This window comes from Herbaspirillum aquaticum, from assembly GCF_002213425.1.
Taxonomy (GTDB): Bacteria; Pseudomonadota; Gammaproteobacteria; order Burkholderiales; family Burkholderiaceae_D; genus Herbaspirillum; species Herbaspirillum aquaticum.
In genome coordinates, this window is record NZ_NJGV01000030.1 from 1 (window position 1) to 18,477 (window position 18,477).

19 protein-coding genes are annotated in these 18,477 nt (G+C 63.7%); 7 read left to right on the top strand and 12 right to left on the bottom strand.

Annotation, left to right across the window (positions count from 1 at the left end):
* Window positions 1-154: 154 nt before the first annotated feature.
* From CEJ45_RS22970 to CEJ45_RS22985, 4 genes are all read right to left on the bottom strand, one after another.
* On the bottom strand, window positions 155-1,084 hold the full coding sequence (locus tag CEJ45_RS22970) for a branched-chain amino acid ABC transporter permease (protein WP_088755204.1): 930 nt from the start codon (window positions 1,082-1,084) through the stop codon (window positions 155-157).
* Between the two features lie 133 nt (window positions 1,085-1,217).
* Window positions 1,218-2,156: a delta(1)-pyrroline-2-carboxylate reductase family protein gene (locus CEJ45_RS22975; protein WP_088757357.1), complete on the bottom strand. Its 939-nt coding sequence runs from the start codon at window positions 2,154-2,156 to the stop codon at window positions 1,218-1,220.
* Between the two features lie 18 nt (window positions 2,157-2,174).
* Complete coding sequence (lhpH, locus tag CEJ45_RS22980) at window positions 2,175-3,185, bottom strand: trans-3-hydroxy-L-proline dehydratase (protein WP_088757358.1); 1,011 nt, start codon at window positions 3,183-3,185, stop codon at window positions 2,175-2,177.
* A 214-nt stretch (window positions 3,186-3,399) separates the two neighbouring features.
* Window positions 3,400-4,536, bottom strand: a complete 1,137-nt coding sequence (locus tag CEJ45_RS22985; RefSeq protein WP_088757359.1) for a branched-chain amino acid ABC transporter substrate-binding protein — start codon at window positions 4,534-4,536, stop codon at window positions 3,400-3,402.
* A 379-nt stretch (window positions 4,537-4,915) separates the two neighbouring features.
* Between CEJ45_RS22985 and CEJ45_RS22995 the strand changes: the two genes are divergently transcribed.
* Window positions 4,916-5,380, top strand: coding sequence for an Lrp/AsnC ligand binding domain-containing protein (locus CEJ45_RS22995; RefSeq protein ID WP_034340473.1), 465 nt, complete (start codon window positions 4,916-4,918; stop codon window positions 5,378-5,380).
* On the opposite strand, the gene CEJ45_RS23000 is transcribed toward CEJ45_RS22995, so the two are convergent.
* Window positions 5,370-6,374, bottom strand: coding sequence for an AraC family transcriptional regulator (locus CEJ45_RS23000; protein WP_088757361.1), 1,005 nt, complete (start codon window positions 6,372-6,374; stop codon window positions 5,370-5,372). The two genes, CEJ45_RS22995 and CEJ45_RS23000, sit on opposite strands and share 11 nt — an antisense overlap.
* 150 nt (window positions 6,375-6,524) lie before the next feature.
* On the opposite strand from CEJ45_RS23000, the gene CEJ45_RS23005 reads away from it, so the two are divergent.
* A complete protein-coding gene (locus CEJ45_RS23005; RefSeq protein ID WP_088757362.1) occupies window positions 6,525-7,058 on the top strand; it encodes a carboxymuconolactone decarboxylase family protein in 534 nt (177 codons plus the stop codon).
* 180 nt (window positions 7,059-7,238) lie between these two features.
* On the opposite strand, the gene CEJ45_RS23010 is transcribed toward CEJ45_RS23005, so the two are convergent.
* From CEJ45_RS23010 to gpmA, 7 genes are all read right to left on the bottom strand, one after another.
* Complete coding sequence (locus tag CEJ45_RS23010; RefSeq protein ID WP_088757363.1) at window positions 7,239-9,293, bottom strand: TonB-dependent receptor; 2,055 nt, start codon at window positions 9,291-9,293, stop codon at window positions 7,239-7,241.
* Between the two features lie 181 nt (window positions 9,294-9,474).
* A complete protein-coding gene (locus tag CEJ45_RS23015) occupies window positions 9,475-9,876 on the bottom strand; it encodes a hypothetical protein (RefSeq protein ID WP_088757364.1) in 402 nt (133 codons plus the stop codon).
* 80 nt (window positions 9,877-9,956) lie between these two features.
* Complete coding sequence (gene dksA, locus CEJ45_RS23020) at window positions 9,957-10,442, bottom strand: RNA polymerase-binding protein DksA (RefSeq protein ID WP_182993485.1); 486 nt, start codon at window positions 10,440-10,442, stop codon at window positions 9,957-9,959.
* Window positions 10,443-10,880: 438 nt separating this feature from the next.
* A complete protein-coding gene (locus CEJ45_RS23025) occupies window positions 10,881-11,636 on the bottom strand; it encodes a HesA/MoeB/ThiF family protein (protein ID WP_088757365.1) in 756 nt (251 codons plus the stop codon).
* 83 nt (window positions 11,637-11,719) lie between these two features.
* A complete protein-coding gene (locus tag CEJ45_RS23030; RefSeq protein ID WP_088757366.1) occupies window positions 11,720-13,216 on the bottom strand; it encodes a S41 family peptidase in 1,497 nt (498 codons plus the stop codon).
* A 3-nt stretch (window positions 13,217-13,219) separates the two neighbouring features.
* Window positions 13,220-14,599: a murein hydrolase activator EnvC family protein gene (locus tag CEJ45_RS23035; RefSeq protein ID WP_187697732.1), complete on the bottom strand. Its 1,380-nt coding sequence runs from the start codon at window positions 14,597-14,599 to the stop codon at window positions 13,220-13,222.
* A 125-nt stretch (window positions 14,600-14,724) separates the two neighbouring features.
* Entirely contained in the window at window positions 14,725-15,471 is a 747-nt protein-coding gene (gpmA, locus tag CEJ45_RS23040) for a 2,3-diphosphoglycerate-dependent phosphoglycerate mutase (protein WP_088757368.1), read from the bottom strand.
* Between the two features lie 160 nt (window positions 15,472-15,631).
* On the opposite strand from gpmA, the gene CEJ45_RS23045 reads away from it, so the two are divergent.
* From CEJ45_RS23045 to CEJ45_RS23065, 5 genes are all read left to right on the top strand, one after another.
* On the top strand, window positions 15,632-16,045 hold the full coding sequence (locus CEJ45_RS23045; RefSeq protein ID WP_088757369.1) for a rhodanese-like domain-containing protein: 414 nt from the start codon (window positions 15,632-15,634) through the stop codon (window positions 16,043-16,045).
* On the top strand, window positions 16,042-16,302 hold the full coding sequence (grxC, locus tag CEJ45_RS23050; RefSeq protein WP_034340510.1) for a glutaredoxin 3: 261 nt from the start codon (window positions 16,042-16,044) through the stop codon (window positions 16,300-16,302). Before CEJ45_RS23045 ends, grxC begins: the two co-directional genes overlap by 4 nt.
* Before the next feature lie 52 nt (window positions 16,303-16,354).
* Window positions 16,355-16,849: a protein-export chaperone SecB gene (gene secB, locus CEJ45_RS23055; protein WP_006464888.1), complete on the top strand. Its 495-nt coding sequence runs from the start codon at window positions 16,355-16,357 to the stop codon at window positions 16,847-16,849.
* A 116-nt stretch (window positions 16,850-16,965) separates the two neighbouring features.
* Window positions 16,966-17,415 carry an SH3 domain-containing protein gene (locus tag CEJ45_RS23060; protein ID WP_039789605.1) on the top strand — a complete coding sequence of 150 codons (450 nt, stop codon included), beginning with the start codon at window positions 16,966-16,968 and terminating at the stop codon, window positions 17,413-17,415.
* A gap of 17 nt (window positions 17,416-17,432) precedes the next feature.
* Entirely contained in the window at window positions 17,433-18,437 is a 1,005-nt protein-coding gene (locus CEJ45_RS23065) for an NAD(P)H-dependent glycerol-3-phosphate dehydrogenase (protein ID WP_088757370.1), read from the top strand.
* Window positions 18,438-18,477 lie beyond the last annotated feature (40 nt).

The window sequence follows — 18,477 nt, forward strand, 5'->3', positions numbered from 1 at the left end:
CAGCGCCAACAGCGCCAGCAGGCTGAACCGCGCCTGCTGGGGGTTGCGCTTCATGTCGAAGGTCATGAGAGCCATAGTGTTCTCTTCCGATTTCTCAAGTTTCTAAGTTTCTGTTTTTAAGTTTTTAAGTTTTAAGGTTTTAAATCTTAAAAACTCAGGCACGGTCCGCAACACGCTCACCCATGATCCCGGACGGACGCAGGGTCAGCACGATGATCAGCACGATGAAGGCGAAGATGTCCTGGTAGTTGCTGCCCAGGAAGTTGCCGGTCAGGTCGCCGATGTAACCGGCGCCCAGGCTTTCGATCAGGCCCAGCAGGATGCCGCCCAGCATGGCGCCGTAGATGTTGCCGATACCGCCCAGCACCGCTGCCGAGAAGGCCTTAAGGCCCGGCACGAAGCCCATGGCGAATTGCGCGGTGGAATAGTTGGCGGCCCACATCACGCCGGCGATGGCGGCCAGTGCGGCGCCGATGGCGAAGGTGACGATGATGACGCGGTTGGCGTCCACGCCCATCAGACCGGCGATGCGCGGGTTCTCGGCGGTGGCGCGCATGGCGCGGCCCATCTTGGTCTTCTCCACGATCAGCACCAGGCCGATCATCGCGGCCAGGGCCAGGATCAACAGCATGATCTGGGTCGGCGAGATCAGGGCACCGGCGATGTTGACAGGGTTCGACGGCATGATCTGCGGGAACGGCAGCGGGCTGCGGCCCCAGATCATCATGGCGAAGGTCTGCAGCAGGATCGACACGCCGATGGCGGTGATCAGCGGCGCCAGGCGCGGTGCATTGCGCAGCGGACGATAAGCGATGCGTTCGATCAGCAAGCTCACGATCACGCACACCGGGATGGCCCCCACGATGGCGATGATCAGCTTGACGATGCCCGGCAGGTCAGGCGCCACCTGCTGCACCAATTTGAGGATCGACAGGCCGACCATGGCCCCTACCATCAGGATGTCGCCGTGGGCAAAGTTGATCAGGTTCAGCACCCCGTACACCATGGTGTAGCCCAGGGCAATCAGTGCGTACATGCTGCCTAGCACCAATCCGTTGATGATCTGCTGGATGAAAATGTCCATGAAACGGTGTCTCCTTCAGGAGGATGATTGTTGTGAAACGTCAGGAAACTGCAAGGAAACCGCAAACGCACGAGCGTTCGCGAAAAAAGCGTAAATTATTTATCAAATTAGGCGCGCATGCACGCGCAATTTTTCATATCCCCAGTGTGGTGCGCATCACGCGCGCTGCCGCCAGGTCCCACGCGGCCTGGCCCACGGTCTTGAACACCGGCAGCGCCCCCGCGCTGCCGAGCGTGTCCGGCGCAATCTTGCCGGACAGCACATCGCCGATACCGGCCACCCCCGCCCAGTCCACCTTGGCCTGGATCAGGTCGCCGGCTTCGTGGTGCGCGCCGGCCAGGTCATCGACCACGATGCGGCGTGCATGCAGCAGGCTGGCCGGGAACTCCACCATGTCCGGCTTGAAGGCGCCCACGCCGATGGCCAGCGTATCGGCCGCGACCTGTTCGGGAATCACGGCCACGCGCGACGTGGTCAAGGCAATCACCACATCGGTGCGCGGTAGATCCTGTTGCAACATCTGTGCCGGGAGCGGACTGGCCACGACCAGCGGATGGCGTTCGCTGACTGACCGGCAGAAGGCCTGGGTACGGGCCAGGTCACGTGCGGCCACCCAGAACTGACGCACACCAAACACCTCGGCCAGCGCATCAGCATGCGCGGCCGCCTGCGCGCCGGTGCCGATCAGCAGCGCCGATCGGGGCGTGCGCGGCAACAGCGTGCGGATGCCCAGCAGGCTCATCGCAGCGGTACGGCGGGCGGTCACGGTCGGGCCATCCATCAGGGCCAGGCGGCGTCCTGTATCCGTCTCGAAGGCGATCACCTCACCCTGGATGGCGGGCAGCTGATGGCGGGCATTGTCGCCATGCACGGTGATGAGCTTGGTCACCGAGAGATCCTCGGCAATGGCCGGCATGCCCAGCAAGACGCTGTTGCCATCGATGGGAACGACCTGGCGTTCCGGCGCGCGGATGGCACCGCTGGCCAGTTCCTGCGCGGCGCGTGCGAGGGCATCGACCAGTGCGGAGTAAGGCAGGGCCTGCGCGGTCTGGAGGGAGTCGAGGATATGCATGGGAATCCTGTGGGAAAGTCAGCGCAGGAAGAAACCGGTCGGGAAGGGATCGGACTCTTCCAGCACCCACTGGTTGGTACTCATGATGTGGGCGTAGCCGCTCACCTCGGTGAGGGCGCCATCGAAGTCGCCCACCTTGGTGGCAGCAGTCACGCGCACGCCGAAGTTGCTGCCGACGATGCTGCCGTTGACGTAGTGCTGGTCCAGCGCCAGCTGGCCGCGCAGGAACAGCTGGGCCGCGCGGCCCGAGGTACCGGTGCCGGTGGGCGAGCGGTCCACTTCGCGGTCGGCGAAGATGCAGACATTGGACTGGTCCGCTCCCGGGAAATTGGGTTCGCTGTCGATGATGGTGCCATACAGCGTGTTGAGGCCCGGCTCCAGGGGATGGGCGATGGCGACCTTGGCCATGACGGCAGCCTTGGTCTCGGCACCCAGCTGGATCAGCTGGCGCACCAGTTCAGGCTTGACCGTGAGACCGGCTTGCGCCGCATTGATGTAGTAGTAAAAGGCGCCACCGAAGACGATGTCACCGGTGATCTTGCCAAACCCGGGCGTCTCGACTTCGACGTCGCGGCGATAGATGAAAGCAGGTACGTTGTTGAAGCTGACCTTGCCGGCGCGCACGCCATCCCACTCGACGAAGGCTTCGATGAAGCCGGCCGGGGCATCGAAGCAGATGCGGGTCTGCGGCTGCGTGCGTTCGACGTAGCCCATCTCGACCAGCACCTTGCCCAGGGCGATGATGCCGTGGCCGCACATGTCGCTGTAGCCTTCGTTGTGAATGAAGATGACGCCGAAGTCGGCACCGGCGGTGACCGGCGGCAGCAGGTAGGCGCCGTACATGTCGGCATGGCCGCGCGGTTCGTTCATCAGGAAGCGGCGCAGGTCGTCGCGATGTTCACGCAGCCAGGCGCGCTGCTCCAGGATGGTGCCGGCCGGGATCTTGGGCAGGCCCGAGACCACGATGCGCAGCGGTTCGCCGCCGGTGTGGGCATCGATGGTCTGGACGGTACGGGTATAGCTGAGCATGGTCTTCCTTCCGAATATGCTGCGGGTCCGCCAGGGCAGAGGGTAACACTGCGGCACCGGCCTCGGCACCGCAAGCGGGTACGGCAAACCGCTCCCGGGCCGGTCGGAACCGGCGGGAAGCGGGGTACTGCAATGTGGAGCTGGGACTGGAGCCTGGCATACCGCCCGCTCATGCGGGCGGCAGGACCGGGCCAGAGAAAGGACCGGGGACCGATCAGTAGCTGGTCAGGGGAACCGGCAGGCCATCCTTGAAGCGATAGACGGTCACGGGCGATTGCTTCAGGTCGTGATTTTCGTCGAAGTCGTACTGGCCGGCCACACCCTTGTAGCTGATCTTGGCCAGGGCCGGACCGAAGGTCTTGGGTTCGACCGAGTTGGACTGCTTCATGGCTTGTGCAATCAGCATCATGCCATCGTAGAACGAGACCGCATAGGTTTCTGCAGGACGGCTGAACTTCTTCTGGTAGTCGTCAGCGAAGACCTTGCCATCCTTGGCCTTGTCCAGCATGGTGCCGCCCTGGGTGCAGTAGACGGTTTCGCCGATGGCGTCGCCACCCAGGCGACCCATTTCCGGGGAACAGATGCCGTCGCCGCCCATCAGCGGCACGTCGATGCCCAGCTGCTTCATCTGGCGCTTGATCGGGCCGCCTTGGGGAGCGTAGCCGCCCAGGAACACGGCGTCGGGCTTCTTGCCCTTGATGGAGGTCAGGATGGCGGTGAAGTCGGTAGCCTTGTCGTTGGTGAAGTCCTTGCTGATGACTTCGATGCCGTTGGCCTTGGCGACCTTGGCGAATTCCTCGGCCAGGCCCTGGCCGTAGGCGGTGCGGTCATCGATGACGGCCACGCGCTTGAGTTTCAGTTCCTTGGCTGCGTACAGGGCCATCTTGCCACCCAGCTGGCTGTCGCTGGCGGCCACGCGGAACAGGGTGGCAAAACCTTGCTGGGTGATCTTGGGGTTGGAGGCCACGGTGGCCACCACGATGCCGGCATCGTTGTAGACGCGCGAGGCAGGAATGGTCACGCCCGAGTTGTAGGGACCGACGATGGCCTTGACGCCCTGGTCAGCCAGCTTCTGTGCCACGGCCACGCCCTGCTTGGGGTCGGCCTGGTCATCTTCGGCGATGACTTCGAACTTGATCTTCTTGCCGCCCACGGTGATGGGTTGCGCATTCAGACGCTCGACGGCCATCATCAGGCCGCCCTGGTTGTCCTTGCCGGCCGATGCCTGGGGACCGGTCAGCGGGCTGGAGAAACCGATCTTGACGACCTGGGTTTCCTGCGCCATGGCGAAAGCAGGGATCAGCGCCAGCGAGGCGGCGATGATATTGAGTCCGGAGACGCGCTTGAACATGGGGTGTTTCCTCTCTTCTAGAAAGTCAGACTGCGGTGGGTGATTGCATTGAAAACGCCGGAAAAGCAGGATTTGCGCCATCCCCTGCCTCGTGGGCAAGAGCGGTGCATTCCGTTGATGCCGGGCCCAGCGCGTCAGGCCGGTTTTCACGGCCGCGCGCAGGCTGGACCTGGCAAACAAAACTCGTCAAATCTGTTGTCGAGATACTGCTGTGATCCGCGCAGAAACGAGGTGAACTTCGCTTCATGCCCGCATTACGTTATGTTTTTTATGAGGGAGGATTCTATTGACTCTTCCTTGATATTAGGCGCGCTTATTCCCCTTATAATCGGAATAAAATTTTCTCTATATATTTTTAACTGAATAAAGTTCAGAAACCATGGCCGGACTCGACAAGATCAGCAAGAAAATTCTGGCGGAGCTGCAAAACGACGGCCGCATCAGCAACGTCGACCTCGCCGGCCGCGTGAACCTGTCGCCGGCCGCTTGCCTGGAGCGGGTTCGCAAACTGCAGGAAGCCGGCTATATCCTGGGTTATGCGGCACAGCTGAATCCGGAACTGCTGGATGTCTCCCTGCTGGTCTTCATCGAAGTGGTGCTGGACCGTACCACGCCGGATGTCTTTGCCGAATTCAAGAAGAGCGTGCAGAGCATCCCCGAGATCATGGAATGCCACATGGTGGCCGGCGGCTTCGATTACCTGGTCAAGTCGCGGGTCAAGGACATGAACGCCTATCGTGAATTCCTGGGCAAGTCGCTGCTGCAATTGAAGGGTGTGCGCGAGACCCACACCTATGCGGTGATGGAAGAGGTGAAGAACACCATCCGCCTGCCTATCCGCTGATCGCCGGCTCCTGCACACCCTCTTCCGGGGCCGGCCCCTGCCCTTGCTCCAGCCTGCCCTTGCGCCGGTACGCCCCCGGCCCCATCCCGCTGAACTTCTTGAATACCCGGTTGAACGCTGCTTCGGACTGATACCCCACAGCTTCGCCGATCTGGGCCGTGCCCATTTTGCTGTAGCTCAATAGCTGCGCAGCGCGCGCCATGCGCAACTGCTGCAGGAGTTCGCCTGGCGTAGTGCCGCCGACCTCCTGGAAGCGCCGCACGAAGGTCGCACGCGACATGTGGCACAGCGTTGCCAGGCGAGGCAGCGTCCATTCCTGCTGCGGAGCATCCAGCATGGCCTGCATGGCAGCTTGCAGGCCGGGATGCGCCAGCAGCGCCAGCAAACCCGGCTGCGGCCCGCCCTGGGCCAGCCAGGCGCGCACGGCCAGACCAAACAGCGCCGCCGCCAGCCCGGCCACCACTGCCTGGGCGCCGGCGCGCAATTCCCCGCGACCATCGGCGCCACCGCACTCGTTGCGCAGCAAGGTGGCCAGGGTGTGCAGGCCATCCCCTGGCGGCAGCAGCCTGCCCCGCACCAGCAAGACTTCCGGCAGCGCCTGCACCAGGGCGTTGGAATGCGGGGCATCGAAATGGAATTGTCCACAGAGGAAATCCGACAGCGGCTGCGCGCCGCCCGCCTCCTCATCATTCACATTCAGTTGCACCGGCGCTGCAGTCACGCCCGGGCGCGCCGCGATGGCTTCGCCAATGGGCGCGATGAACAGATCATGGGCAGCGCCCCGCGTGAGCACCACCAGGTCGCCAGCCTCCAGCAGCAAAGGCTCGCCCGCTGCCAGGCGCAGCTGCGCCCGACCCTCGAGGATGAAGTGATAAGGCGCCACCCCCGCTGGCAAGGCCGCATGCGGCAGGTTCCATGGCTGCCCGAAACGGCAGCGGATATCCAGCGCGGCACGCACCGGATGCAGGGACAGCAGGCGGCTGAGGGCATCCATCATTTTCCTTTTTGAGCTTTTTGAGCAATTTTATGTCATTTTCAAGCATTCATAATTTCATCCTGGAAGCCTACAGTACGTCCATGCGCAACACGGACCAGCGGCAATCCTGCCCCGGCCACGGCGCTGACCTCATCAAGGAGAAATATCATGTCCCGTTTGAACACTGCCCCCATCAGCGAAGCCAGCGGCCAGGCCGCCCAACTGTTTGCCGCCATCAAGTCCGCCGTCGGGATGGTGCCCAACGCCTATGCCGGCATCGGCAGCCTGAGCCCGGTAGCGCTGGAATCGGCCCTGCACCTGGATGGCGCCCTGCGCAAGAGCAGCCTGTCGGCCAAGGAAATCGAAGCCATCAAGCTGGCCGTGAGTGAACAGTCCGGTTGCGACTACTGCCTGGCCGCCCACTCGCTCATGGGCAAGAAAGTCGGCCTCTCCGCCCAGGCCATCGACGGCGTGCGCCATGACCGTCCCTCGGGCGATGACCGCCTGGATGTGCTGGCCGACTTCGCCCGCCGCCTGGTTGCTACCCGTGGCACCGTGCCAGCCGATGTGGTCGAACGCGTGCGCGCGGTCTACAGCGATGCCCAGATCGTCGATACGCTGCTGGCCGTCACTGCGATTACCTTCACCAACCTGTTCAACCGTGTGAACGATACTGTTCTGGATTTCCCGCCGGCACCGTAATCGGCCCGCAAAAAATCCGGAAAATTGACCTGTTGCTTCATATGGGCGATACAGGCGAAAAAAAGCCCGGCAGCCTCCTTGCGGAGACGGCCGGGCAAGCCGCGCTGGCGGGAGGCGCAGTCTCCCGCTGGCACCCGTGGACGCCGCTGCCCGGGGCAGCTGGCGTTTCATTCATATCGCTCAGAAGGCGGTGCGTACCCCCACGATGAAGTTGCGGCCACCCAGCGGTACCGTCTCGCGCAGCACCGACGTGGACAAGCGGATGTCCTGGTTCAGCAGGTTGCGGGCCAGTGCGAACCAGGTCAGCTTCACGCCGTTGAGGCGCTGGGTATAGGACAGGTTGGCGTCCAGCTGGGTATAGGACGGGGTCTCATAGGTTTCGAAGGACGCCAGGCGATCCTGCTTCTGCGCGCGCAAGACCTTCACGCCGCTGGCCCAGGGGCCGGTCTTGTAGCCCAGCTCGATACCGTAACGGGTGGACGGTTGCAGGGGCAGGTTGCCGAGATTGTCGAGCGTGCCGCGCGAGGTATCGGCAAAGACCCGGCCGGACATGCCTTCGCCGTTCCAGTTGTACGTGACCTCGGCTTCCACCCCGCGGATGGTGGCATCGCCCTGCGACCAGAAGCGCTGGGTGAATTCGCCATCGGGATCAGCCGTGCCGGTATCGTCCACCTGGCCGTTGGTACGGCCGTAGATGTAGTTGTTGACCTTGTTGCGGAAGACATTGCCCTTCCAGCGCACCAGACCTTCGGTCTTCTGCAGGGTCAGCTCGATGTTGTGTGACGTTTCCTTCTTCAACTGGTTGTCACCGATGTCGTAGGTGGAGGTCGACTCATGGGGACCGTTGGAATAGAGCTCCTCCACCGTCGGCGCACGCTGGGCAAAGGAATAGGTCAGGCCCAGGCCGTAACCGGGCTGGAAGGTCCACAGGCCGCCGGTGGACCAGGACACCAGGCTGAAATCGCGTCCCGGCAGGCCGCTGCCGCTGTCCGGACGACGGCTCACGCTCTCGGCGCGCAGGCCGGCGCTGGCCAGCACCTGGCCGAACTGGCGTTCTTCCACCAGGAAGCCGGCAAAGGACCTCGACCGCGTGGGCGGGGTCAGCTCGGAGACCCCGGTATCGGGCGTGAGGGCCGAGTAGTTGCTCTGCTCGGTCTGCACGCCGAAGGTGCCGTGCCAGCCGGCCAGCGGGGCGTGCGTCAGTTCCCAGCGGGTCTGCACGGCACGGTTGGCGAAGACCGTGTTGGGCGTGCCATCCTCCGCCTTCTCGATGTGGCTGTAGTCGGTGTACCCCATGCGGAAGCGGAATTTCTCGATGCCGGCGAAGGGGTTGTTGACCACGGTATCGAGGTCGTAGCGGTTCTGGTGCAGGTCGATGAAGGACTTTTCGTCGGTCGGGATACCGTAGTGATCGTCCAGCGTCGCCGCCGACAGGCCGATGTAACCCCAGTTGGTGACGTAGGAGATGCCGCCACCCAGGCTGGTCTCGTGGGTGAAGGAATTAGGCAGGCGCCCCGACGCGCTGCTGCCATCACCCTGGCGCACGTTGCCGGGGATCTTGTAGTTGTCGGTATCGCGGTAGTTGCCGTCCAGGTGCAGGCCGATCTGGCCGGCCGAGGTATCGAGCGAGAAAGACGTGTTCTTTTCGCCATCGACGGTGCCATAGCGGCCTTCGACGGTGCCGGTGGGCTTGCCGACCAGCTCGGTGGGGATGCGGTCATTGACCACGTTGACCAGTCCGCCGATGGCGCCCGAGCCATACAGCAGCGCGGCCGGGCCACGCAGGATCTCGATCTGGCGGGCGGTCGCGGCTTCGGTGGCCACCGCATGATCGTTGGAGACGGTGGAGACGTCGGAGACGCCCATGCCGTTCTGCAAGATCATCACGCGCGGACCTTCCATGCCGCGGATGATGGGACGCGAGGCGCCGGCACCGAAGGCGCTGGCGGACACGCCCAGTTCGCCCGAGAGCGTATCACCCAGCGAATTGCCGAGCTTGTTGCGCAGTTCGTCTCCGGCGATGACCTTGGCGGGTGTCAGGACCTGCACGTCTTCCTGCGAGGCGAAAGGCGTCGCGGTGACGACGATGGGTTGCAGGGCCGGTTGGGCCGCAGGCGTGGCAGTGGTTGCAGCAGGGGTGGCGCTGGTGTCGGCAGTCTGGGCGACTGCGGATACGGACCAGGCCGCCAGGGCCGAGAAGACGGCCGAGGCGATGCGTTGGCGTTGAAAAGCCATGTGAATTCCTTGTTATGCAGAAGGCGCCGCCACTTGTCGTGAGGGAAACGGGCGGCGCGGATACACCGGCCGTCAACACGCGATCACGCGCGGCGACGGCGTCAGGACGACGCGGCACCACGCACGGATGCGCGAGCGACAACCGGTAACCAGTCAGGCGGGTATTGCAGCGGGAGGGAATTCAGCGCGGCGGGGCGCGCGAGGAGAAATGGCAGTTCAGCGGTGCGTCCCAGGACGCGAAAGCCAGCCACAGGGCCAGCACGCGCACCGGCGGCAGCAGCGGCAGGGGAGGAAAATCGAAGTGCACACCGGCCGACAGGGCGGCGGCGTCATAGGCCACGCAGGAGTGGTGCAGGTCGTGGGCGTGGTGATGATGGGCATCCTGCCCATCGGCGGCAGCGGGATCGGCGTGGGCCTTCTCGCCTTCATCGAACAGGGCTTCGCTGATCAGCGAATGGACCGTTCCCGGTGCCCAGCCCGCGTGCGCAATTCCGTGCACGAAACCCAGCATCTGCGCGAACAACAGCGACATCGCCAGCAGGGCGATGACGGCAGAGCTTCGCAGGGCGCGCAGACGGTACATGAGGCGGGACCAGGTTGGAAACGACAGCGGCACTGCGCCTGCGCACCGCATGGCGCAGGCGTCATCGTGCGAGGCGAAGATCAGTCGCCGTAGAGTTTCTGCTTCAGTTCGCGGCGTTGCTGGGCTTCCAGCGACAGGGTCGCGGTCGGACGCGCCAGCAGGCGGGGGATACCGATCGGTTCACCCGTTTCTTCACACCAGCCGTACTCGCCATTGTCGATGGAGACGATGGATTGCTGCACCTTCTTGAGCAGCTTGCGCTCGCGGTCGCGGGTGCGCAGTTCCAGCGCGTGTTCTTCCTCGATGGTGGCGCGGTCGGCCGGGTCCGGCACCAGCACGGTCTCGCGCAGGTGTTCGGTGGTTTCATCCGCGTTCTTGAGCAGATCCTTTTCCAGCTGCTGGAGACGGGCCTTGAAGAAAGCAAGCTGCGCTTCGTTCATGTAGTCCTTCTCGTCCATCTTGAGGATTTGTTCCTCGGTCAGCAACTGCGCTGCAGGGGTAGTTTTGGGAGTCTTGGTTGCCACTTCGCTTACTTTCAATACTACGGGTTTTTCAACTATATCCATTCCCGGCTGATGCACGGCTGCCGGAACAGGTCGCTTGTGAATCCACTTCCCTTGCCGCGTTGGCACCTCTTCGATTGACGTTGACGCGATCAGTGCGCAGCGCCGGGCCGTCAGGACCGGGGCGCGTTGCCGATGGCGTACGCTTTTTCGCGGTCAAGGATTGTACACCAACGATTCAGTATGCCAAGCCTTTGGCGCGGCGGCCCGCTGGCCATCTCCTCGGGCGGCGTTCCGGTTCATGGAGCGGTTCATGACTTCCCCTGTGACGGGCTAGGCGGGGCGGGCTGATCGCGCTTGTGAATTGTCGTCGTTCGGAACATCAGCCTGGCGCATGCTGCATGCTGCATGCTATTTGCATTGCAACATCCATCCGTGTTTATACCAGAAGAACGGGGCCCGATGGAAGCGGCGATGCGTGCCATCGGCCGCACCCCCTGCCTATCCGTGCCGCTGGGCACACACCGGGCAATGGCGGTCGCGGCCGATGCCGATGCTGGTCCATTCCATCTCGCGCGCATCCAGGATCAGGAGGCGCCCGGCCAGCGAGCGGCCGATACCGGCCACCAGCTTGATGGCCTCGGCTGCCTGCATGGTGCCGATGATGCCGACCAGGGGCGAGAATACGCCCATGGTGGAACATTGCACTTCCTCGAACTCGCGCTCGGGCGGGAACAGGCAGGCATAGCAGGGGCTGGCATCCTGGCGCGGGTCGAACACGCTGACCTGGCCATCGAAGCGGATCGCCGCGCCCGACACCAGCGGCACCCCGGCCGCCACGCAGGCGCGGTTGACCGCATGGCGGGTGGCAAAATTGTCGCTGCAGTCCAGGACCACGTCCGCCGCCGCCACCAGCGCCTGCAGGCGCTCGCCATCGACCCGCTCGGCCAGGGCCGTGACCTGCACGCCGGGGTTGATCTGCTGCAAGGCTTCGCGTCCGGACGCGACCTTGGGCTGGCCCACGCGCGCGGTGGTGTGCATGATCTGGCGTTGCAGGTTGGTGAGATCGACGGTGTCGTGATCCACCAGGGTGATGTGGCCTACCCCGGCCGACGCCAGGTACATGGCCGCCGGCGAGCCCAGGCCGCCGGCACCGATCACCAGGGCATGGCCTTGCAGCAGGCGGGTCTGGCCTTCGATGTCGATCTCGTCGAGCAGGATGTGGCGCGAGTAGCGCAGCAGCTGTTGGTCATCCATCGTCATATCCGACACGGTTGAGATGAAAAAAAGGGCCGCTGGCAAGTGCTAGCGGCCCGATGTGCCTGCCCGCAGGCGGCGTATTACTTGGTGGTGTCGATCTTTTCGGCGGGCGCCTTGTTATCCTTGCGCTCGTCCTTCACCGGGGTGTCGTTCTTGCCTTCTTCATTGCGCACTTCCGGCTTGGCGTTGGAGACCTTCACCGGCAACCCCTTCAACTGGTTCAGCGCCTGGGTCAGCTGGAAGTCGTCCTTGCTGCCGAATTCCAGCGGCTTGCGCTTCTTCTCGGCGGCGATCAGGCGCTCTTCAGACTGTTCATCCATGGCCTTGGCCTTGACTTCAGCGGACTTGTCGGTGTCGTTGGTCAGGTGCTTGGAGAGATCGGCTTCACGCAGGCGCAGGCCGTTCAAGCCATCGCCATCCGGGTATTCGTCCACCATGATGTCCGGCACGATGCCGCGCGCCTGGATGGAACGGCCCTTGGGCGTGTAGTAGCGGGCGGTGGTCAGCTTGACGGCGGTGTTCTTCTCCGGCGGCAGTGCGATCACCGATTGCACCGAGCCCTTGCCGAAGGACTGCGTGCCCATGATGGTGGCGCGCTTGTAATCCTGCAGGGCACCGGCCACGATTTCGGAGGCCGACGCCGAGCCGCTGTTGATCAGGACCACCATCGGAACCTTCTTGATGGCATCCGGCAGGCGCGACAGCGGATCCGACAGCGGGTTGGCAGCGTAATACTCACGCTTGGCATAGAAGGTCTGCTTGGAACTCGGAAGCTGGCCATTGGTGGAGACCACCACCGAATCCTTGGGCAGGAAGGCCGCCGCCACGCCGATGGCACCAGGCAGCACGCCGCCCGGGTCATTGCGCAGGTCCAGCACGATGCCCTTCAGGTTGGGTTCCTGGGCGTAGATGGCGGCGAGCTTCTTGGACATGTCGTCCACCGTCGGTTCCTGGAACTGGGTCACGCGCAGCCAGGCGTAGCCCGGTTCGACCACCTTGGACTTGACGCTCTGCACGCGGATTTCCTGACGGGTGATGGTCAGGATGACGGGCTTGTCTTCGTCCTTGCGGGCGATGGTCAGGGTGATCTTGGTGTTGGGTTCGCCGCGCATCTTCTTGACGGCTTCATCCAGGGTCAGGCCCTTGACCGGGGTGCTGTCCAGGCGGGTGATCAGGTCACCGGCCTTGATCCCGGCGCGGAAGGCCGGTGAATCCTCGATGGGGGAGATGACCTTGACGTAGCCATCTTCCATGCCGACCTCGATGCCCAGGCCCACGAACTTGCCCATGGTGCCTTCACGCAGCTCCTTGTAGGCCTTCTTGTCCAGATAGGCGGAGTGCGGGTCGAGCGAGGCGACCATGCCGGAAATGGCCTCGGTCAGCAGCTTCTTGTCATCGACCTGTTCGACGTAATCCGACTTGATGAGACCGAACACGTCGGCCATCTGGCGCAGCTCCTCCAGGGGCAGCGACGCCGTTGCATTCTTTTGCGCGATGGCGTCGAACTGAATCATCGCAGTGGCACCTGCCACCATGCCCAACCCGATCAAACCGATATTCTTGAGTTTGCTGCCCATGTGTCACCTAGAAGTTACCCACCCCTGTGGGTCGAATGCGCGGCCTTGATACCGCATTTCAAAGTATAAACCCGATTGCTCATTGCCGCCGCTGTTGCCTGCAGTGGCAATGGTTTCCCCGGTCTTGACCAGGTCACCGGCACGTTTCAATACCGACTGGTTGTTGCCGTAAATGGTCATGTACTGGTTGCCGTGATCGACGATGATCAGGTTGCCGAAACCGCGCAACCAATCCGCGAAGACCACGCGTCCTGCCGCCACCGCCCGCACTTCCGCCCCTTCGTGAGCGCGGATGAAGAGGCCCCGGCTGGTCGGCCCGTCACCGCGCCGGCTGCCGAACTTCGACATGAGGTCACCCTTGACCGGCAAATGCAATTGTCCGCGCAGGCTGGCAAAGGGCTTGCCGAAGTTGTCCGCCTGCGGCTCGGGCAGCGTGTCGTTGCGGCCCAGCGAAGCCTGTTGCGGTGGTTCGTCATCATCGATGGCGTCGGCCGGATCGGGCATCTTCGGCGCCGGCTTGCCTTCCTTGGCGGCCCTGGCCGCTTCGGCGGCGCGCTTTTCGGCGCGGGCACGCTGTTCAGCCAGACGCTTCTCGCGTTCGGCCTTGGCTTTGGCCAATTGTTCCTGGCGACGTTTCTCGCGAGCCTCGGCTTCGGCCTTTTTCTGCTGCTCGATGATCTGCGCCAGCTTGTCCACCAGGCTGGAGAGGCGCTGCTGGTCCTGCTCGATGCGGCCGGCTTCCTGGCGCTGGGCGTTGAGTTTGGTGGAAAGCTGCGAGAGCAAGGTCTGGCGGCGGCCCTTCTCGCGTTCCAGCACCTTCTTTTGCTCCAGTTCTTCCTGGGCGATTTCTTCCAGTTCGAACTTGGCGTTCTGGGTATCGGCCTTGTTGGCACGGATCGCCTGCTGGTTGGCGCGCAGCGTTTCAATCAGCTTGGCCTGGGCTTGCGAGACATAGCCCATGTACTGCAGCTCGCGGTTGATGCGATTGGGGTTGTCCCCGGAGAGCAGCAGCTTGATGCGATCTTCATTGCCGGCCACGTATTGCTCGCGCAGCAGCTTGGAGAGCTGCGCCTGCTGGGCGTTGACCAGCGCGGTCAGTTCATTCAACTGCTTGACCAGCTGCGCCAGGCGCGCTTCGGTGGCCTGCTGCTCCTGCGCCAGGTCGCGCAGCGAACGGTTGGCTTTGGAAATCGCCTGTTCGGAGGCGGCCAGGGCATCGGCGGCGTTGTCCTTGGCGGTCTCGGTCTGGTCGATATCGCGCTTGAGGGTGGTCAGGCGTTGCTGCAGGTCGGCCTGTTCCTTCTCGGCGGCCTGCTTCTGCCTGGTGCGCTCGGTGATCGGCTGGCCTTGGACCGCTGCACACAGCAGCAGACCGGACGCCATCGCGACCAGCACGCGCAAGGCTCCCCGCGGCGCGCCCGGTATCAGGGACGAGCGCGCCGGTAAAATGCACTTTCCGGAAAGGGACGCCGCCTGTGCGGCCGGCGTCTTGCTGGAGCAACGCAGTTTTATTTCGACTTCCCTTGATTGGCCACGGCCTTGAGCGCTGCCTCGATGGCGGACTGGTCGCCCAGGTAGTAGCTCTTGATAGGCTTGAGGTCGGCATCCAGTTCATAGACCAGCGGCTGGCCGTTGGGGATGTTCAGGCCGACGATGTCGTTGTCGCTGATGCCGTCCAGGTACTTGATCAGGGCGCGCAGGCTGTTGCCGTGCGCCGAGATGATGATCTGCTTGCCGGCGCGGATGGCCGGGGCGATGGCATCATTCCAGGCCGGCAGCACGCGGGCCACGGTGTCCTTGAGGCATTCGGTCAGCGGCACCTGCTCGCGCGAGAGGCCGGCGTAGCGGGCATCGCCGAAGGCATCGCGCTCCTCGCCCGGGGTCAGCGGGTTGGGCGGGGTGTCGTAGCTGCGGCGCCAGACCAGCACCTGCTCGTCGCCGTACTGGGCGGCAGTCTCGGCCTTGTTCAGGCCCTGCAGGGCACCGTAGTGGCGTTCATTCAGGCGCCAGTCGTTCTTGATCGGGATGTACATCTGGTCCATTTCGTCCAGCGTGGTCCAGAGGGTGCGGATGGCGCGCTTCAACACGGAGGTGTAGGCCAGGTCGAAGGAGAAACCGGCTTCCTTGAGCAGCTTGCCGGCCTGGCGGGCTTCAGCCACGCCCTTTTCGGTCAGGTCGACGTCGACCCAGCCGGTGAAGCGGTTGGCCAGGTTCCAGGTCGATTCGCCGTGGCGCATGAATACGATTTTGTACATAGCAGGACTTGTATTGATGATGGATAAACCGCTGCGGCTGCCCCAAAGATCGACTACGCGAGACCGGGTGCACACCTTAGACTAGACTGTTCGGTCCGGATGCAAACCGCGAATGCTTCTATTTTATAATGCCGGGATTCAGTAAACTCATTGGACTGCCGTGAAATTCATCATCGACAATATTTTCCTGATCGCCCTGGCCTTGGTCTCGGGCGGTGCGCTGCTGGTTCCCTACCTGCAGCAGCGCGGCAACAAGCTCAGTCTGTTGCAGGCCACGCAGATGCTCAACCAGGGCAAGGTGCTGGTGCTGGACGTGCGTGATGCCGAACAATTCGCCGCCGGCCACCTGCGCGACGCCCGCAACATTCCCTTGAAAGAGTTGCCGCAGCGCATCGGCGAGCTCGACAAGCTCAAGGGCCGCCCGGTCATCGTGGTGTGCCAGACCGGCACTCAGGCCAACCGTGCCGAAGCTTCCCTGAAGAAGGCCGGCTTCACCGAAGTCTACGGCTTGAACGGCGGCATCGCCGCCTGGCAGGGCCAAGGCCTGCCGCTGACCACCAAGGAGGCAAAATGAGCGCCCCCGTGACCATGTACTGCACCGCCGTGTGCCCGTATTGCATGATGGCCGAGCGTTTGCTGGCCAGCAAGGGAATCACGCAGATCGAAAAGATCCGCGTGGATCTCGAACCTCAGCAGCGTGAGCTGATGATGCAAAAGACCGGCCGCCGTACCGTGCCCCAGATCTATGTCGGCGACACCCATGTCGGCGGCTTCGATGACCTGAGCGCACTGGACCGTGCCGGCAAGCTGGACCCGCTGCTGCAAGCCTGACGCCAGGGCAGCACACTCCCCCCTATCGATTCACCGAACCTGAAAGAGATCCATGTCGGAACAGAACCAAGAAGCCCAAGAGCAACCCGTTTTCCAGATCCAGCGCGTCTACCTGAAGGATCTGTCGCTGGAGCAGCCGAATTCCCCGGCCATCTTCCTGGAACAGGAAGCCCCTTCGATCGAAGTGTCGGTGGACGTCGGTGCCGAAGCGCTGGCTGAAGGCGTGTTCGAATCAACCGTGACCATCACCGTGACCGCCAAGGTCAAGGACAAGGTGGCCTTCCTGGTCGAGGGCAAGCAAGCCGGCATCTTCGAGATCCGCAACGTGCCGGCCGAACAGCTGGACCCGCTGCTGGGCATCGGCTGCCCCAACATCATCTACCCGTACCTGCGCGCCAACATCGCCGACGCCATCACCCGCGCCGGTTTCCCGCCGGTGCACCTGGCCGAGATCAACTTCGAGGTGTTCTACCAGCAGCGCCTGCAGGCCCTGGCCGAGCAACAAGGCGCGACCCTGGTCAACAACGGCTCCACCGCCGTCAACTGATCGGGTTTCCCCCTGTCCGCCTGCCGGTGCCGGCCGCAACCCTGCGGCAGCCCGGCACGACAACGAGCCGCCGCAGCCTGTGCTGCGGCGCTTTCCCTTCTGCGGAGACCTTCACGATGAAACGCCTGCCCCTGATTCTTTGCGCCACCCTGCTCGGCGCCTTCATGGCCAAGGACGCCCTGGCCCTGGACTTCAAGTCGGTCGGCGCCTCGCCCGCCATCATGTACGATGCCCCCTCCGAAAAGGGCCGCCGCGTCTATGTCGCGCCGCGCGGCATGCCGGTCGAGGTGGTGCTGACCTATGGCGACTGGAGCAAGGTCAGGGATGCCGCCGGTACGCTGTCCTGGATCTCCTCCAAGGCCTTGACGCCCAAGCGCATGCTGGTGGTGTCGGTGGCCAATGCGCGCATTTTCAATGCCGCCGATGAGGGTAGCCCGGTGGTCTTCACGGCCGACAAGTCGGTCCTGCTGGAGATGCTGGAAAGCCCCAACAATGGCTGGGTCAAGGTCCGCCATCGCGACGGCCAGAGCGGCTTCGTGAAGGCCGGCGATGTCTGGGGCGATTGAGCCAAGAGCGGCCTGAGATGAAGATCACCATTCTGGGTGCCGGCGCATGGGGTACCGCGCTGGCCATTCCCCTGGCGCGCAAGCACCAGGTCGTGCTGTGGGGGCGCAATGCCCAGGCCATGCAGGCCGCCAGCGAGCAGCGCGAAAACAGCCTCTACCTGCCCGGATTCCCGCTGCCGCCCGAACTGGCGGTGAGTTCGGACTTCGATGCCGCCGTGCGCCATGTCTGCGACACTCCCGCCGATTCGCTGCTCATCGCCGCTTCATCGGTGTCCGGCCTGCGTGAACTGGCGGGCCATCTGCGCGCCTATGCCATTCCCAACCTGGTCTGGCTGTGCAAGGGCCTGGAAGAAGGCACGCGCCTGCTGCCGCACCAGGTGGTGCAGGAAGTGCTGGGATCAGGGGTCGCCGCAGGCGTGCTCTCCGGCCCCTCCTTTGCCCAGGAAGTGGCGCGCGGCCTGCCCTGCGCGCTGACCATCGCCGGCGCCGATGCGGCACTGTGCGAGCGCGTGGTCGCGGCGGTGCACGGCAACAACATCCGCATCTATTCCAGCGATGACCTGGTGGGAGTGGAGATTGGCGGTGCGGTCAAGAACATCCTCGCCATCGCCACTGGCGTGGCCGATGGCCTGCAACTGGGCTTGAACGCCCGTGCCGCATTGATCACACGCGGCCTGGCGGAGATCACGCGATTGGGCGTGGCGCTGGGCGGACGTGCGGAAACCTTCATGGGACTTTCGGGCGTGGGCGACCTCATCCTGACCTGCACCGGCGACCTTTCACGCAACCGGCGCGTTGGCCTGGGACTGGCGCAGAACAAGAAACTGGACGTGATCGTCGCCGAACTCGGCCACGTGGCCGAGGGCGTGCGCTGCGCACAGGCCGTACGGGCGCTGGCGCGCGAAAAAGGCATCGAGATGCCGATCACCGATGCGGTGGCGGCCGCCTTGTTCGACGGCGTGTCGGTGCAGAATATGGTGGCCCGGCTGCTGGCACGGGATCCGCGCGAAGAAAGCCTGTAAGACAGTCGCTCCCGCTCGCATATTGGGGCGGGAGATTCAC